Below are 16,055 nucleotides of genomic sequence, written 5' to 3' on the forward strand. Positions count from 1 at the left end.
CGGCGGCGCGATGCTTACCGGAAGGACAAATTTATCGCCCTGCTTTCATCATGCCTGCTTCGTGCCTGTCATTTTCTTCTCCTGCTCCTCCCTTTATACTGCTCACAATGTTCTCTACCGATAATAAAAAATGAAATACCTCTATTTATTACTGGCGCTGGTCTCTGCCGCCACAAACGCCACGGAACCAGGCAGTCAGTACAAACAGCAGGCAGAATCGGGCGACCCGCGCGCGCAGTACTATCTCGCCGATACCTACGTCAGTTCGGGCGACTATCCGCAGGCCGAATACTGGGCGCAGAAGTCGGCGGAAAGCGGCGATGGCGATGCGCTGGCGCTGCTGGCGCAGCTGAAGATCCGCAACCCGCAGAACGCCGATTACAAGCAGGCCAGGCAGCTGGCGGAAAAGTCGGTGCAGGCCGGCAGCAAGGCCGGGGAGATCGTCCTTGCCCGGGTGCTGGTTAATCATCAGGCCGGCAAGCCGGACTATTCGCACGCCATAACCCTGCTACAGGACGCGGCCCAGGACCCGGAAAGCGACTCCGCCGTTGACGCGCAGATGCTGCTCGGGCTGATTTACGCCAGCGGCGTGCAGATTGCGGAAGATGACGCCGCGGCCACGCTCTATTTTAAACGCAGCTCCTCGCTGTCCCGCACCGGCTACGCCGAGTACTGGGCCGGGATGATGTTCCAGCAGGGGGAGAAAGGCTTTATCGAACCCAATCAGCAGAAGGCCCTGCACTGGCTAAACGTCAGCTGTCAGGAGGGATTTGATACCGGATGCGAGGAGTTTGAGCGGATAACCAAGGGGTAGCCTCTTCGCGCCCGGATGGCTTTTTACGGTGGTTTGGGCGAAGGCGTGCGTTGTGGCTAGCGCTGTAGCGTAAGTTCTGTGGAATGTGAACGGAACTTAAAACACGGCCTTCGCCCAAACCACCGTTGACTGGAATCCCCTGCCCTACGATAAAAAAACCCGGCGCATGGCGCCGGGTTTGCTATTTCATTACGCGTTTATTGCGCGGTCTTATCAAATTTGCCCAGCACTTCACGCTCGTACGCCAGCGCTTTCTTACGGTCAAATTTGTGTTCCCACTTGGCGATAACCAGCACCGCCAGGGCATTCCCCACCACGTTCAGCGCGGTACGCGCCATATCGAGGATACGGTCAACGCCGGCAATAAAGGCCAGGCCTTCCAGCGGGATGCCTACGCTGCCCAGCGTCGCCAGCAGCACCACGAAGGAGACGCCCGGTACGCCAGCAATCCCTTTCGAGGTCACCATCAGGGTCAGCACCAGGGTAATCTCCTGCCACAGCGACAGGTCAATCCCGTACAGCTGGGCGATAAAGATCGCCGCAATGCTCTGGTATAACGTCGAGCCATCGAGGTTAAAGGAGTAGCCGGTCGGCACCACGAAGCTGGTGATTGAGGCCGGCGCGCCGTAGGCTTCCATTTTCTCAATAATACGCGGCAGCACGCTTTCGGAGCTGGCGGTGGAGTATGCGAGGATCAGTTCGTCTTTCAGGATGCGAATCAGGATCCAGATGCTCAGGCCGCAGACCCGTGCGACGAGTCCCAGCACCACCAGCGCAAAGAACAGAATCGCGAAATAGACCAGAATCACCAGCTTGGCCAGCGGCCACAGGGAGGCGAAGCCAAAGGTGGCGACGGTCACGGAGATCAGCGCAAATACCCCCACCGGCGCGTAGCGCATCACCATGTGCGTCACTTTGAACATGGTCTCGGAAATGGAGCGGAAAACGGTCACCAGCGGCTCACGATGCGTTGCCGGCAGCGAGGAGAGGCCCAGACCGAACAGCACCGAGAAGAAGATAATCGGCAGCATATCGCCTTTCGCCATCGAGGCGACGATATTGGTCGGCACCAGCGACAGAATCGTCCCCATCAGCCCGTGCGCGTGGCTTTGCACTTCCGCCGTCGTACTTTGGTATTTCGAAATATCGACCGCCGCCAGCTGCGACATATCAATGCCGGTTCCCGGCTGGAAAACGTTGGCCAGGGTAATCCCCAGCACGATTGCCACCGTGGTGATCACTTCAAAATAGATAATCGTTTTGGCGCCAATGCGCCCCAGCTGCTTAGCGTCGCCAACGCCCGCAATCCCGACCACCAGCGTCGAAATCACAATCGGCACCACGATCATTTTGATCAGGTGGATAAAGATATCGCCCGCAGGCGTCAGGAGGTTCGAGATTAACCAGTCACGACTTTCGGCGTGGTAATGCAGATAACTGCCCAGGAGTATGCCCAGCACCAGGGCCAGCAAAATTTGCCAGGCCAGGCTGACTTTTGTTTTTTTCATCACTACAGACTTCCTCAATGAAAGGCACCATTACCGGAGGTAATGTTACCCACTGAAAGGGGTATGAATTGTGTTGCGTTGCTCTATGGGGTTTTTTAACGCGCGATATGAGTATCATTTGCACGGCCTGCTGCGCAAGCGTTTAAGAACAGGCCTTTACTCTGGTTTTATGCATAAAGCCGCTAATTCCCCCCACTTACATTGCATAAGTATCTGTTATAAAAAAATTTTAATCGATTCCATTTCTATAAATTCACTTGCGAAATTATTCCACTTAAAAGTTTCATTTGATTAATTTTCATTCAGTTGAATTAATGCGTGATCTGCCCCCCAAATAGCAAACAAAGCTCTCAAAGCCCCTACTATTAACGTTTATTTGACATATATTTAACAACCTACAGGAGAAAAAAAGCCATGAGCCAAATACATAAACACTCTATTCCCGCAAATATTGCGGACAGCTGCCTGATTAACCCGGAACAGTACAAGGCGCAGTATCAACAGTCTGTGACCGATCCCGACGCGTACTGGGGTGAGCAGGGAAAAATCCTCGACTGGATGCGGCCCTATACGCGCGTGAAGAACACCTCATTTGCCCCGGGCAACGTCTCTATCAAATGGTATGAAGATGGAACGCTGAACCTGGCGGCTAACTGTCTCGATCGCCACCTTGCGGAGCGCGGCGAGCAGACGGCCATCATCTGGGAAGGCGACGATGCCAGCCAGAGCAAGAAAATTACCTATCGCGAGCTGCATCGCGACGTGTGCCGCTTTGCCAACGCCCTGCTCGGCCTCGGGATTAAAAAAGGCGACGTGGTCGCTATCTATATGCCGATGGTGCCCGAAGCGGCGGTCGCTATGCTGGCCTGCGCGCGCATTGGCGCCATCCACTCGGTTATTTTCGGCGGCTTCTCGCCGGAAGCGGTGGCCGGGCGCATCATCGACTCCAGCTCGCGGCTGGTGATCACCGCCGACGAAGGGCTGCGCGCCGGTCGCGCTATTCCGCTGAAGAAAAACGTCGATGACGCGCTGAAAAATCCTAACGTAACCAGCATTGAAAACGTTGTCGTCCTCAAGCGTACCGGGGGCAAAACGGAATGGCACGAGGGTCGCGACCTGTGGTGGAGCGATCTGCTGGAAAACGCCAGCGACCAGCATCAGCCGGAAGAGATGAACGCGGAAGACCCGCTGTTTATCCTCTATACCTCAGGCTCAACCGGCAAGCCGAAAGGCGTCCTGCACACCACCGGGGGCTACCTGGTGTATGCGGCGACGACCTTCAAATACGTATTCGACTATCATCCTGGCGATATCTACTGGTGCACCGCCGACGTGGGCTGGGTAACCGGCCACAGCTACCTGCTGTACGGCCCGCTGGCCTGCGGCGCGACGACGCTGATGTTTGAAGGGGTACCAAACTGGCCGACTCCGGCGCGCATGTGCCAGGTGGTGGATAAACACCAGGTCAGCATCCTTTATACCGCACCGACGGCGATCCGCGCGCTGATGGCCGAGGGTGATAAGGCCATCGAAGGCACCGACCGCTCTTCCCTGCGCATTCTGGGCTCCGTCGGCGAGCCGATCAACCCGGAAGCCTGGGAGTGGTACTGGAAAAAAATCGGCAACGAGAAATGCCCGGTGATGGACACCTGGTGGCAGACCGAAACCGGCGGCTTTATGATCACCCCGCTGCCGGGCGCTATTGAGCTGAAGGCCGGCTCCGCCACCCGTCCGTTCTTCGGCGTTCAGCCGGTGATCGTCGATAACGAAGGCACGCCGCTGGAAGGGGCCACCGAGGGCAACCTCGCCATCGCCGACTCCTGGCCTGGCCAGGCGCGTACCCTGTTCGGCGACCACGAGCGCTTCGAGCAAACCTACTTCTCCACCTTTAAAAATATGTACTTCAGCGGCGACGGCGCGCGCCGCGACGAGGATGGCTACTACTGGATAACCGGCCGCGTGGATGACGTGCTGAACGTTTCCGGCCACCGCCTGGGCACCGCCGAAATTGAATCGGCGCTGGTTTCACACCCGAAAATCGCCGAAGCGGCGGTGGTCGGCATTCCGCATAACATCAAAGGTCAGGCAATTTACGCCTACGTGACGCTGAATCACGGCGAAGAGCCTACGCCGGAGCTGTACGCGGAAGTGCGCAACTGGGTGCGTAAAGAGATCGGCCCGCTGGCAACCCCGGATGTGCTGCACTGGACCGATTCGTTACCGAAAACCCGCTCCGGTAAAATCATGCGCCGCATCCTGCGCAAGATTGCCGCCGGCGACACCAGCAACCTCGGCGATACCTCAACGCTCGCCGATCCTGGCGTGGTGGAAAAACTGCTCGAAGAGAAGCAGTCCATCGCAATGCCATAGCCAGTACGTACTGAATCCCTACACCCTCTCCCCTACCGGGGAGAGGAGATCAACATAAAACCTTCCTAAGGATTCCAGGCAGCAGGAAAGCGGTAAGCAGGTGGATTCCCGACGGTTAGCTGTCGGGCGGACAAGTGCTGCCGACGTCTCGCGCGTGGATGACGAAAGGAATACCTCTGGAGACGCTATGATGAATGATCAAATTTGTCAGCGGATAGAAAATAGTGCGCATTTCAGGGAGTTAGTTGCAACCCGGCAAAGGTTTGCCGCCATCTTGTCACTGATCATGCTGGTTATCTATGTCGGCTTCATTTTGCTTATCGCCTTTGCCCCCGGCTGGCTGGGTACGCCGCTGCACGCGGGAACCAGCGTCACCCGCGGCATCCCCATCGGCATTGGCGTCATCGTTATCTCCTTCCTGCTCACCGGGGTTTACGTCTGGCGGGCCAACGGCGAATTCGATCGTCTGACGAAAAGCGTTCTCAAAGAGGTGCAGGCATCATGAAGAAAGTTCTGACGGCGCTTGCTGCCACGCTCCCGGCTGCCGCAAACGCGGCCGATACGATCGCCGGCGCGGTGCAGCGCCAGCCGACAAACTGGCAGGCGATTATCATGTTCCTGATCTTCGTCGCCCTGACGCTCTATATCACCTGGTGGGCGTCAAAACGGGTACGCTCGCGCAGCGATTACTATACCGCCGGGGGGAACATCACCGGCTTCCAGAACGGGCTGGCGATTGCCGGCGACTTTATGTCCGCCGCCTCCTTCCTCGGGATCTCCGCGCTGGTTTATACCTCCGGCTACGACGGGCTGATTTACTCCCTCGGCTTCCTGGTCGGCTGGCCGATCATTCTGTTCCTGATTGCCGAACGCCTGCGCAACCTCGGACGCTATACCTTTGCCGACGTCGCCTCCTATCGCCTGAAGCAGGGGCCAATCCGCACCCTCTCCGCCTGCGGTTCGCTGGTGGTGGTGGCGCTGTATCTGATTGCGCAGATGGTCGGCGCGGGCAAGCTTATCCAGCTGCTGTTCGGCCTTAACTACCACGTTGCGGTGGTGCTGGTCGGCGTGCTGATGGTGCTGTACGTGCTGTTTGGCGGCATGCTGGCGACCACCTGGGTACAGATCATTAAGGCGGTTCTGCTGCTGTGCGGCGCCAGCTTTATGGCCTTTATGGTCATGAAGCACGTCGGCTTCAGCTTCAATAACCTGTTCAGCGAAGCGATGGCGGTCCATCCTAAAGGGGCGGCAATTATGAGCCCTGGCGGACTGGTGAAAGACCCGATATCGGCGCTGTCGCTTGGGCTGGGGCTGATGTTTGGTACCGCCGGTCTGCCGCATATTCTGATGCGTTTCTTCACCGTGAGCGATGCGCGCGAAGCGCGTAAAAGCGTATTCTACGCCACCGGTTTTATGGGCTACTTCTATATCCTGACCTTTATTATCGGCTTCGGCGCCATCATGCTGGTGGGCGCGAATCCGGCGTTTAAAGACGCGGCGGGCGCGCTTATCGGCGGCAACAACATGGCGGCGGTGCACCTCGCCGACGCGGTGGGCGGCAATCTGTTCCTCGGCTTTATTTCGGCAGTGGCCTTCGCCACCATCCTTGCGGTGGTCGCGGGCTTAACCCTGGCCGGCGCGTCGGCGGTCTCCCACGACCTGTACGCCAACGTCTTCCGTAAGGGCGCCAGCGAGCGCGATGAGCTGCGGGTATCGAAAATTACCGTGCTGATCCTCGGCGTGGTTGCCATTCTGCTGGGGATTCTGTTCGAAAATCAGAACATTGCCTTCATGGTCGGACTGGCGTTCTCGATTGCCGCCAGCTGTAACTTCCCCATCATTCTGCTGTCGATGTACTGGTCGAAGCTGACCACGCGCGGAGCGATGATTGGCGGCTGGCTGGGCCTGCTGACCGCCGTCATCCTGATGATCCTCGGCCCGACCATTTGGGTCCAGATCCTCGGCCATGAGAAGGCGATCTTCCCGTACGAGTACCCGGCGCTGTTCTCGATTGCCATCGCCTTTATCGGCATCTGGTTCTTCTCTGCTACCGATACCTCGGCGGAAGGGCTGCGCGAACGCGAGCTGTTCCGCGCCCAGTTTATCCGTTCACAGACCGGTATCGGTATCGAACGCGGCCAGGCGCATTAAGCCTCTTAACCCCGGCCAGACGGCCGGGGCTCATCAAAACATCAGCAGGCGCACCAGCGGCGCCGCCAGCACCATCACCACTCCCGAAAGCATCATCACCAGGCTGGCGACAACGCCCTCCTGCGGCCCGAGCTCATAGGAGCGCGCGGTTCCGGCGCCGTGCGAAGCGGCGCCGAATCCCGCCCCTTTAGCCATCCCTGCACGAATCGACAGGCGCAAAAACAGCACATCGCCGATCGCCATGCCAAATACCCCGGTCACCACCACAAACAGCGCGACCAGATCCGGCTGACCGCCGAGGGGCCGGGCCGCGGCCAGCGCAAAAGGCGTGGTGACCGAACGCACCGCCAGGCTGCGCTGAATCTCATCGGAAAGGGTGAACAGGCGCGCCAGCCAGACCGAGCTGCAGACCGCCACGATTGAGGCCGTCAGCACCCCGGCGCTCAGCGACATCCAGTGGCGTTTAATAATAGCCAGGTTGTCATACACCGGCACGGCGAAAGCGATCGTCGCCGGCCCCAGCAGCCACAGCAGCCAGTGGGCCTCCCCCATATAGCTTTGATACGAAATATGGCCAAAGACCAGAATCAGCACCAGCAGTATCGGGGTAAAGACCAGCGGCATCAGCGGCAGCCTGTGGAAGCGGCGATAGAGGCGTTTATTGGCAAAATAGAGCGCCAGCGTCACGATCAGGCACAGGATGCTCAACAGGAGATCACTCATGCTTCATCCTGCTGATTTCGTAGCGATAAACTTTATCCACCACCCACGCCGTCGCCCCCAGCACCAGCGTCGTGCTCAGCGCAATCACCAGCAGAATGCGCCAGCCGTCCACCATCAGCAGCTGGGTGTAGTTGACCACCGCCACCACCGCCGGCACGAAGAACAGCAGCATTTCTGCCAACAGCCAGCGGGCGCCGGCACGCACCCAGTTCAGCGGGATCACCCGACAGACGATTAATGCCAGCAGCATCAGCATGCCGACTAAATTTGCCGGGAGCGGCAGGTGCAGCCAGTTAACCAGATATTGAGCGCAGACAAACAGTCCGGCATAAACCAGTACCTGAACCGGTACCTGAAGGCGTTGCACAACGAAGGGGGTAACGCGAGCTGGCACGAAGGCCATGAGCGATATTCCTGAAAAAGAAGCCAGGCGAGCAGTATAGTGAGCCGCCAGGTTGGACAGAAATGAATTAAAATCATCACAGGTATAGTCTCAGGGAATAATTATGGATATCCGCACGCTGCGTTATTTTGTCGAAGTCGTCCGCCAGCAGAGCTTCACTCGCGCGGCAGAGAAACTGTTCGTCACGCAGCCCACCATCAGCAAGATGCTAAAAAACCTCGAAGATGAGCTCAACTGTACGCTGCTTATTCGCGACGGCCGCAGGCTCCTGCTGACCGATACCGGCCGGGTGGTTTTCGAGCGCGGGCAGGCGATTCTGGGCGAATTTCGCCAGCTGGAATCTGAGCTTAGCGATATTAACCATCTGCATAAGGGCATTCTGCGGCTGGGGATCCCGCCGATGGTCGGGATGCTGATGGCCGAGCCTATCGGCCTGTTTCGTCAGCGCTATCCGGGCGTGGAGCTGAAAATTGCCGAGTTCGGCGGGCTGACCGTGCAGCAGGCGGTCAGCAACGGCGAACTGGACCTGGCGATGACGGCGCTGCCGGTCGATGAGGAGAGCGGCCTGGCGACGCTGCCGCTTTTCAACCATCCGCTGTGCGTGCTGGCACCGCGAACGGCGCCATGGGAGGGCGTTAGCTCGCTGTCACCGCAGGAGCTCGCCGCCCATCCGCTGGTGATTTATAACGAAGATTTCGCCCTCAGCCAGCAGCTGATGCAGCTGTTTACCGACTACGAGGTGAAACCCCGTATCGCGGTGCGCAGCGGGCAGTGGGACTTCCTCGCCGCTATGGTTCAGGCGGGAATTGGCGTGGCGATCCTGCCGCAGCCGATTTGTGAGCGCCTCGATACCCGGCATTTTTACACGATACCGCTGCAGAGCGAGCTGCGCTGGGAGCTGGGAATGATTTGGCGGGAGGGCGTTTACCTGTCGCATAGCGCGCAGGCGTGGCTGGCGTGCAGTAAAAGCTTCTGGCTGAATGAGTAAACGCCCGGAGGCGGCGCGTTGCGCCGGTCCGGGCTACCAACTACAGATCAGCCAACCGCACGGCCCCGACGGGGCGCGGCGGCGATTATTGATCTTCGATTAACAGCGCTTCCAGCAGGTCAAGGTCGTGCAGCAGCTTCTGCAGCGTCTCGTTGCTGATCTGGCGGGTCGCGCGCAGATGGTACAGCTCGCCGCGCTCTGAACGCAGCGCCGCCAGGCGGAACCGGCGCTCAAGCTGCTCTTCGAGGATTGAGGTTTCCACGTCGTTACGGCCGTCGACCCGCCGGCGCAGGTTACCGATCACGCGTGAACTGACCTCCGTCAGCAGCTGGTTATCGATATTCTCTTTGGTATCCGCCGCCAGCCGCTCCTCCATCTTTTGAATCGCCACGATCGCCACGTCCGCCGTTGCCGCGCGCGCCAGGCGCTCCTCTTTACGCTGCTGGACATGGTCGGTCGACTCAATGTGGCGCAGCAGGATCGGTAGCGCAATCACGCCGACAAACAGCGAGAACAGAATGACCCCGGCGGCAAGGAACACCAGCTCATAGCGTGCAGGGAAAACGTCGCCGTCCGGCAGCAGCAGCGGTATCGACAGTACGCCGGCGAGGGTAATCGCCCCGCGCACCCCGGCCACCGAGGAGATCAGCAGCTCGCGGTTTGTCCAGGAGCCAAACTCCATCGGTTTCTTCTTCAGGAAGCGCTGGCTTAGCTTGCGCATCGTCCACAGCCAGCCAAAACGGACCAGCATCAGCGCGGCGTAAATCAGGATAATGTCGGTAAACAGCATCCAGGTTTCAACGTTGGGGTCCGCTTCCGCCGCCACCAGCGAGCTCGACAGAATATCCGGCAGCTGCAGGCCTAAAAGCAGGAACACCATGCCGTTAAACACGAACTCCAGCATCGCCCAGGTGCTGTTCGCACGCAGGCGCATCGCCAGCGGCGCGGTGCGCATCACCCCGGAACGGGTGATGGTCATCCCCGCCGCGACCGCGGCCAGAATCCCGGAAAAACCGATGTGTTCAGCGATCAGGTAGGAAGCAAACGGCAGCAGGAACAGCAGCACAATCTGCGTTGCCGGCTCATCGCCGCCCCAGCGGCTGAGGAAGCGCATCGAGCGCCCGTACAGCCAGCTGACGACAAAACCGGCGAGGATGCCGCCTATCGCTACCTTGAAGAACTCGACCGTCGCCCCTCCGACGGTAAAGACCATCGTACCCATCGCCACCGCGACGGCAAACTTCAGCGAGACCAGGCCGGAGGCGTCGTTCATCAACGCTTCGCCCTGCAGTATCCCCATAATTTTTTTCGGGATGCGCCCTTCACCGACGATCCCGGACAGCGCTACCGCATCGGTTGGCGACAGAACCGCCGCCAGCGCAAAGGCCGGGATCAGCGGAATGCCTGGGACTATCCAGTAGATGAGGTAGCCGATCCCCACCACCGTTACCAGCACCAGCGCCAGCGCGAGGCCAAAAATCTCTCGCCCGTGCTCAATGAACTCGCGGGTCGGCGTCTTCCAGCCATCGGCAAAAAGCAGCGGCGGAATAAAGAGGACCAGGAAGAGTTCGGGGTCGAATTCGACGTGCAGGCCGAAGGTAGGCCAGGCCAACAGCGCGCCGATGGCGATTTGGATTAAAGGTAGTGGAACCTGAAAGGGCAGTACGCGTGTAACCACCCCGGAGAGAGAGACCACGAGGGTCATGATGAGTATGGTAAAGAATATTTCCATGTGTTCCCTGTTTGCTGCGTTTTCTTTTTTTACATCTGAGGCGTCATGTCTCGAAATGATACGCTACTCAGATTAACGCAAAAGGAAACAGGATGTGGCTTAAAAATTAAACGGGCGGCCTGAGCCGCCCGTTGTCAGCAAAAATAGCTTAAATTGCCCAACCGCCGGCGTAGAAGATAACCAGCGCCGCAGCGATGATCACGGTGCCGAGGTTCAGCTTGCGCCACTCCCCGGAAACCAGGCGTCCAATCACCAGCGACGCGAAGCCGATCATGATGCCGGTAACGATGTTGCAGGTCAGCACGATAAAGACCGCCGTAATCAGGCCCGCCATCGCATCGACAAAATCGTTAAAATCAATTTTCGCCACGTTGCTCAACATCAGCAGACCGACATACATCAGCGCCGGAGCGGTAGCGTATGCAGGAACCAGATAGGAGAGCGGAGAAAGGAACAGGATCAGCAGGAACAGCACGCCGACCGTCACCGCGGTCAGGCCGGTTTTACCGCCGGCGGCGGTACCTGCGGCCGATTCGATATACACCGCCGCCGGCGCCGCGCCGACCAGGCCGGAGAAGACGCTGCTCAGGGAGTCGGTGGTCAGCGCTTTACCGCCGTTGATGATCTGCCCATCTTTGTCCAGCAGGTTCGCCTGCCCCGCTACCGCGCGAATGGTGCCGGTGGCATCAAATACCGCCGTCATCACCAGCGCCAGCACGCTCGGCAGAACTATCGGATTCAGCGCGCCGATGATATCAAGGCTGCCGATCAGCGAATTGCCTTTGTCGTCGCTCAGCGACGGCATAGCAAAAATACCGGAGAAGTGGACGTTAGGGTCGAAAATCAGGCCCACGATCGACACGCCGATAATGGTCAGCAGGATACCGCCAGGCACCTTCAGCTTTTCGAGGCCGATAATCACCGCCAGCCCCAACAGCGACATAATCACCGGGAAGCTGTCGAAATTACCCAGCGCGACCGGCAGGCCGTCCAGCGGGTTCTTAATCACCAGGCCCACGCCGTTGGCGGCGATCAGCAGCAGGAACAGGCCAATACCGATACCGGTGCCGTGCGCAACGCCCTGCGGCAGGTTGCGTAAGATCCAGCTACGAATACCGGTCGCGGAGATAATGGTAAACAGCACGCCCATCAGGAACACGGCGCCCAGCGCAACCGGGATGCTGATCTGCTGCCCCAGCACCAGGCTGAAGGCGGTAAATGCGGTCAGCGAGATAGCACAACCGATTGCCAGCGGCAGGTTGGCCCACAGCCCCATAACGAGAGAGCCGACGCCCGCTACCAGACAGGTGGAGACAAACACCGCCGCCGGTGGGAACCCGGCTTTACCGAGCATGCCCGGTACCACAATTACCGAGTACACCATCGCCAGAAAAGTGGTTAAACCTGCAAGAATTTCCTGACGCACGGAGCTGCCGCGAGCCGAAATTTTAAACCAGGCGTCTAATGAACCGCCGGTACGCGCTGAAGGCGTAGACATAGAAAACTTCCCCTGAGAATTTTTATCATTCGTCGGTATGCGTGGTGGACCATCCACTGCCAGTTCAACGCGATCTCCTTGTGCTATATCGCAGCGCCAGGGGGGCTGCAAAAAAAGCAAACGTTTAACTCCGCGCATACAATACGGTGGTCAAAATTACTTTACTCACCCCCTGTTAGCAGGATAAATAGCGAGCAAAATAATAAGGCAAACGATTATCCAGCCTTTAGATGGCCCTTTTCAACTGAAGTTTGTCGTATTTCGCTAAATTTCGCTTATGACGTTCAGGAAATAACCAGCCGATGCGCAAACGTTATCGTCCATGCGCAATCTGCTAACATTTTGGCTTTGCGCTGATAGCAATTCGCACCGGCCATCGTAAAAGGTGATGCCTCAGGCGCCCGGTAGCGTGAAGGGGCCGCCGCGCTCAATGGCGCGCTGCCAGGCCGGACGCTGTTCGATACGCTGCGTCCAGCGGGCGATGTGCGCAAGGCCGTCAATTCCGCCACGTGACTGCAGCGCCAGCAGCGGAAAGCTCATCTGAATATCGGCCATGCTCAGGTTTTCGCCCGCGAACCACGGCCATCGGGAGAGGTGATCTTCGATAAAGCTGGCGTGGGTGGCAATCTGCCGGTCAAGCCAGGCCTTCTGCATCCCCTTCCCCAGCGCGCCGCCCAGCGTGCGCATGCCAAACGGCACCGGGGCCTTGCCGAGACGGGAAAAGACCAGCTTCATCAGCATCAGAGGCATCAGCGAGCCTTCGGCATAGTGCAGCCAAAAACGATACTGCAGCCTGTCCGCCATCGCCTGCGGGCGCAGCTGCTGCGTGCTATCGTAGGTTTCCTGCAGATATTCGAGTATCGCCCCGGACTCCGCCAGCACGTAGCCGTTGTCCTCCACGACCGGGGATTTGCCCAGCGGGTGAATATTTTTTAACTCCGGCGGCGCCAGCATATTTTTCTGCCGCGGATAGCAGACAAGCTGATAGGGCAGCTGCAGCTCTTCCAGCGCCCAGAGCACGCGCTGCGATCGCGATTGATTAAGGTGATGTACCGTCAGCATGGATTTCTCCCGTCGTTTGTTCAAATTAACTATAGGAACTGGCGGCGAATGACGGAAAAAATTCGCCAAAATAAACGGGTAGATTTAAGGGGATGTGCCACAATTAAGGTGTCGGCGCAATCCGGAACCTCCATCAACTTGTTGCGCAAAACTGAGGTGAGCCGACGTCGGGGGAAACCCTCCTGTGCACCAGCGGGATAGAGCGAAAGACAAAGACCGGAAAACAACTAAAGCGCCCTGTTGTGGCGCTTTAGTTTTTTAATCATCCTCCAGCAGCCGCGCACCGGTACCCTCTTCACCCAGCATGTCCCCCGGGTTACGCAGCGGGCAGTCCCGTCGCGACAGGCAGCCGCAGCCAATGCAGCCATCCAGCTGATCGCGCAGCGCGGTCAGCGTATGAATACGCCGGTCCAGCTCGTCCCGCCACACCGACGACAGCTGCTTCCACTCTTTGGCACTTAAGTTGTGGCCTTCGGGCAGTACGCCAAACGCGTCGCCGATAGTGGCCAGCGGAATGCCGATGCGCTGCGCAATCTTGATAATCGCCACGGCGCGCAGCACGTCGCGACGATAGCGCCGCTGATTGCCTGGATTACGCTGGCTGTGAATAAGCCCTTTGCTTTCATAGAAATGGAGCGCCGAGACGGCAACGCCGGTACGTTTCGCCACTTCTCCCGGGGTCAACAGCATTTTAATTCGGGGTGATTTCTTTTCCATAAAGCACTTTACCTCAAGTTAACTTGAGGAATTATACTCGCCCGCAGACAAAACGACGAATCGAGAATTGAGAGAGGCCGCTTTATGTCCCATCAGGATATTATCCAAACGCTTATTGAATGGATTGATGAACATATCGATCAACCACTTAACATTGATGTAGTCGCCAGAAAATCGGGGTACTCGAAATGGTATCTCCAGCGGATGTTCCGCGCCGTTACGCATCAGACGCTGGGTGATTACATTCGTCAACGCCGGCTCCTGCTGGCCGCTGAAGCCCTCAGAACGACCCAGCGCCCTATCTTTGATATCGCGATGGATCTGGGCTACGTCTCGCAGCAGACGTTTTCACGAGTGTTTCGCCGGGAGTATGACCGCACGCCTAGCGACTATCGCCATCAGATTTCCGCCTGACAGCTTCGCGCGCAGGAGTTAAGCAGCGCTGGCGCCTTGACCAGCCACTGCTTAAACTCCTGCACCGGCATCGCCTTCGCGAAATGCCAGCCCTGGCAGTAGCGGACGCCGCGCTTCTGTAGCCACTTAACCTGATCCAGCGTTTCGACGCCCTCGGCCACGGTTTTCAGATGCAGGCTGCGCGCCATCTCAATAATATGCTCGGCGATCATGTGGCTGGTGCCGTGGGTCGTCAGCGTATCGATAAAGGATTTATCGATCTTGAGAATGTCCACGTTGAGCGAAGAGAGGTTATGCAGGTTGGAGTAGCCGGTGCCGAAATCATCGATGGCGACTTCATATCCCGCCTCGCGAAAGGCCTGAATCACCGGCGTCGTTTTCTGCACGTCAATAAACCCGCGCTCGGTTACTTCGATTTTAATCTGGTTGATGCATACCGCGTGGCTTTGCGCCTTTTCACTAATTTGGCTAATAAGCCGCGCGGAGTGGAAATCCGTGGCCGAGAGGTTAATCGCGACGTACAGCTGAGGATGGCTGGCGAGAAATTCGCCCATATCGGCAAACACCTCATCCACGACATAGTCCGTAACCTGCGTAATCAGCCCTTCGTTTTCCGCCAGCGGAATAAACTCCGCCGGGCTCATCACCGGGCCATCGCACCCGGGCCAGCGCAGCAGCGCTTCGGCCCCTACGCAGCGGTTCGTTTTAATATCGACGATCGGCTGATAGTGCAGGCACAGCTGGCGACGGCTTAGCGCGCGCTGCAGCATGCAGCGCGGAGAGTGATACTGCCGCCGGGTTCGCAGCCACACCAGTAAAATCAGCGCGCTACAAATAAGGCCCAGCGGAAGGGTAAGCATTATCTGGTCATATAAATTTTGATAATAGCCAACGCGCGAGGTGGACATGATCACCGCAATAGGGCGGTTGGTCGAATGGGCAACGGTATAGACCCGGCGATCCCGCTGAAAAAAGGTATCTTCGGGGCGGATCAGCGGACGTAAGGTCGCGGCATCCGTATTTTTGCTGACGGAGAAAAACTGATTCGTTTTGGTATCGAACAGACCGTAGGCTAAATCTCTGTCGCTGGATATTAGCGTACTATAGGAAAGTGGATTAATAACCGCGACATAGTGACCGCGCTGCATATAGGTCATGGCAAAACCGGGATAGAACGGGGTATCGCGATAGTAATAGATCGCGATATCCGGCTTTTTTATATAATTAGCCGGCTCGACATGCCACGCCGTGTCGGGATGAAAGGCGGTTGAGCAAAAGAAATCAGCGCCTTTTGCATAGACTAAATCATCGACATAAAGCAGGCTGCGAACAATATCCAGCATATATCGCTGATGCTGCGGCGAACATATTATCCCCTGATATTGCATGGCCTTTTTACGCGCCTGTTCGACCTCATGAATAACCATTTCGGTTTTCTGCAGCGCCAGTTGAGAAAACGAGCGGAGCTGGTCGTCGGTTTCCACCTTTGCCCGGTGTTGGGCAAGCCACGATGCCAGGACCACTGGCAACAGGATGACCAAGGTAATACCGAATATTCTCAACGCCTTATGCGGCGCGCTACGACTCATTTCCGCTTTATATCCATGCGATACGCCTTAGTCACGGTAACAGTCCACAATGGCAGATGCCTACTCTTATACAACACTCAGTCATT

14 protein-coding genes are annotated in these 16,055 nt (G+C 57.7%); 6 read left to right on the forward strand and 8 right to left on the reverse strand.

Features of this window, described 5'->3' with window-relative positions; translation table 11 throughout:
* Nucleotides 1-130: 130 nt before the first annotated feature.
* Nucleotides 131-814: a tetratricopeptide repeat protein gene (locus tag QFI97_RS03265; RefSeq protein ID WP_095104981.1), complete on the forward strand. Its 684-nt coding sequence runs from the start codon at nucleotides 131-133 to the stop codon at nucleotides 812-814.
* 197 nt (nucleotides 815-1,011) lie between these two features.
* On the opposite strand, the gene gltP is transcribed toward QFI97_RS03265, so the two are convergent.
* Nucleotides 1,012-2,322, reverse strand: coding sequence for a glutamate/aspartate:proton symporter GltP (gltP, locus tag QFI97_RS03270; protein ID WP_095104979.1), 1,311 nt, complete (start codon nucleotides 2,320-2,322; stop codon nucleotides 1,012-1,014).
* A gap of 414 nt (nucleotides 2,323-2,736) precedes the next feature.
* Between gltP and acs the strand changes: the two genes are divergently transcribed.
* The 3 genes from acs to actP all read left to right on the forward strand — a co-directional run bounded on the left by acs (nucleotide 2,737) and on the right by actP (nucleotide 6,843).
* Nucleotides 2,737-4,692, forward strand: coding sequence for an acetate--CoA ligase (acs, locus tag QFI97_RS03275; RefSeq protein WP_346430574.1), 1,956 nt, complete (start codon nucleotides 2,737-2,739; stop codon nucleotides 4,690-4,692).
* 190 nt (nucleotides 4,693-4,882) lie between these two features.
* Nucleotides 4,883-5,197: a DUF485 domain-containing protein gene (locus tag QFI97_RS03280; protein ID WP_045853423.1), complete on the forward strand. Its 315-nt coding sequence runs from the start codon at nucleotides 4,883-4,885 to the stop codon at nucleotides 5,195-5,197.
* Nucleotides 5,194-6,843 (forward strand): cation/acetate symporter ActP, encoded by a 1,650-nt coding sequence (gene actP / locus QFI97_RS03285; RefSeq protein WP_095104973.1) that lies wholly within the window; start codon nucleotides 5,194-5,196, stop codon nucleotides 6,841-6,843. The genes QFI97_RS03280 and actP overlap by 4 nt, the downstream gene beginning before the upstream one ends.
* 33 nt (nucleotides 6,844-6,876) lie before the next feature.
* On the opposite strand, the gene QFI97_RS03290 is transcribed toward actP, so the two are convergent.
* Nucleotides 6,877-7,566 (reverse strand): LrgB family protein, encoded by a 690-nt coding sequence (locus QFI97_RS03290; protein ID WP_095104971.1) that lies wholly within the window; start codon nucleotides 7,564-7,566, stop codon nucleotides 6,877-6,879.
* Nucleotides 7,559-7,969: a CidA/LrgA family protein gene (locus QFI97_RS03295; RefSeq protein ID WP_331833776.1), complete on the reverse strand. Its 411-nt coding sequence runs from the start codon at nucleotides 7,967-7,969 to the stop codon at nucleotides 7,559-7,561. The genes QFI97_RS03290 and QFI97_RS03295 overlap by 8 nt, the downstream gene beginning before the upstream one ends.
* Before the next feature lie 103 nt (nucleotides 7,970-8,072).
* Here QFI97_RS03295 and QFI97_RS03300 point away from each other — a divergent pair, with 103 nt between their 5' ends.
* Nucleotides 8,073-8,957 (forward strand): LysR family transcriptional regulator, encoded by an 885-nt coding sequence (locus tag QFI97_RS03300; RefSeq protein WP_331833777.1) that lies wholly within the window; start codon nucleotides 8,073-8,075, stop codon nucleotides 8,955-8,957.
* 85 nt (nucleotides 8,958-9,042) lie between these two features.
* Here QFI97_RS03300 and QFI97_RS03305 read toward each other — a convergent pair whose 3' ends face one another.
* The 4 genes from QFI97_RS03305 to soxR all read right to left on the reverse strand — a co-directional run bounded on the left by QFI97_RS03305 (nucleotide 9,043) and on the right by soxR (nucleotide 13,966).
* Nucleotides 9,043-10,689, reverse strand: a complete 1,647-nt coding sequence (locus QFI97_RS03305) for a Na+/H+ antiporter (protein WP_095104965.1) — start codon at nucleotides 10,687-10,689, stop codon at nucleotides 9,043-9,045.
* A 148-nt stretch (nucleotides 10,690-10,837) separates the two neighbouring features.
* On the reverse strand, nucleotides 10,838-12,187 hold the full coding sequence (locus tag QFI97_RS03310) for an NCS2 family permease (RefSeq protein WP_095104963.1): 1,350 nt from the start codon (nucleotides 12,185-12,187) through the stop codon (nucleotides 10,838-10,840).
* Between the two features lie 393 nt (nucleotides 12,188-12,580).
* The gene (locus QFI97_RS03315; protein ID WP_331850313.1) at nucleotides 12,581-13,249 is read right to left on the reverse strand and encodes a glutathione S-transferase family protein; all 669 of its coding nucleotides are present in this window, start codon (nucleotides 13,247-13,249) and stop codon (nucleotides 12,581-12,583) included.
* Nucleotides 13,250-13,507: 258 nt separating this feature from the next.
* Entirely contained in the window at nucleotides 13,508-13,966 is a 459-nt protein-coding gene (gene soxR / locus QFI97_RS03320) for a redox-sensitive transcriptional activator SoxR (RefSeq protein WP_095104955.1), read from the reverse strand.
* A gap of 84 nt (nucleotides 13,967-14,050) precedes the next feature.
* Between soxR and soxS the strand changes: the two genes are divergently transcribed.
* Nucleotides 14,051-14,380 (forward strand): superoxide response transcriptional regulator SoxS, encoded by a 330-nt coding sequence (gene soxS, locus QFI97_RS03325; protein ID WP_095104953.1) that lies wholly within the window; start codon nucleotides 14,051-14,053, stop codon nucleotides 14,378-14,380.
* Here the strand turns inward: soxS and pdeC are convergent.
* A complete protein-coding gene (pdeC, locus tag QFI97_RS03330; protein ID WP_346430575.1) occupies nucleotides 14,365-15,969 on the reverse strand; it encodes a cyclic di-3',5'-guanosine monophosphate phosphodiesterase PdeC in 1,605 nt (534 codons plus the stop codon). The genes soxS and pdeC overlap by 16 nt on opposite strands.
* Nucleotides 15,970-16,055 lie beyond the last annotated feature (86 nt).

Source organism: Klebsiella scottii (assembly GCF_036561945.1).
In the GTDB taxonomy this organism is placed as follows: domain Bacteria; phylum Pseudomonadota; class Gammaproteobacteria; order Enterobacterales; family Enterobacteriaceae; genus Klebsiella; species Klebsiella scottii.

Excerpts from the sequence above, each read along its gene's own strand:
- QFI97_RS03265 (WP_095104981.1), top strand. The coding sequence starts at position 131 with ATGAAATACCTCTATTTATTACTGGCGCTGGTCTCTGCCGCCACAAAC.
- gltP (WP_095104979.1), bottom strand. The coding sequence starts at position 2,322 with ATGAAAAAAACAAAAGTCAGCCTGGCCTGGCAAATTTTGCTGGCCCTG.
- acs (WP_346430574.1), top strand. The coding sequence starts at position 2,737 with ATGAGCCAAATACATAAACACTCTATTCCCGCAAATATTGCGGACAGC.
- QFI97_RS03280 (WP_045853423.1), top strand. The coding sequence starts at position 4,883 with ATGAATGATCAAATTTGTCAGCGGATAGAAAATAGTGCGCATTTCAGG.
- actP (WP_095104973.1), top strand. The coding sequence starts at position 5,194 with ATGAAGAAAGTTCTGACGGCGCTTGCTGCCACGCTCCCGGCTGCCGCA.
- QFI97_RS03290 (WP_095104971.1), bottom strand. The coding sequence starts at position 7,566 with ATGAGTGATCTCCTGTTGAGCATCCTGTGCCTGATCGTGACGCTGGCG.
- QFI97_RS03295 (WP_331833776.1), bottom strand. The coding sequence starts at position 7,969 with ATGGCCTTCGTGCCAGCTCGCGTTACCCCCTTCGTTGTGCAACGCCTT.
- QFI97_RS03300 (WP_331833777.1), top strand. The coding sequence starts at position 8,073 with ATGGATATCCGCACGCTGCGTTATTTTGTCGAAGTCGTCCGCCAGCAG.
- QFI97_RS03305 (WP_095104965.1), bottom strand. The coding sequence starts at position 10,689 with ATGGAAATATTCTTTACCATACTCATCATGACCCTCGTGGTCTCTCTC.
- QFI97_RS03310 (WP_095104963.1), bottom strand. The coding sequence starts at position 12,187 with ATGTCTACGCCTTCAGCGCGTACCGGCGGTTCATTAGACGCCTGGTTT.
- QFI97_RS03315 (WP_331850313.1), bottom strand. The coding sequence starts at position 13,249 with ATGCTGACGGTACATCACCTTAATCAATCGCGATCGCAGCGCGTGCTC.
- soxR (WP_095104955.1), bottom strand. The coding sequence starts at position 13,966 with ATGGAAAAGAAATCACCCCGAATTAAAATGCTGTTGACCCCGGGAGAA.
- soxS (WP_095104953.1), top strand. The coding sequence starts at position 14,051 with ATGTCCCATCAGGATATTATCCAAACGCTTATTGAATGGATTGATGAA.
- pdeC (WP_346430575.1), bottom strand. The coding sequence starts at position 15,969 with ATGAGTCGTAGCGCGCCGCATAAGGCGTTGAGAATATTCGGTATTACC.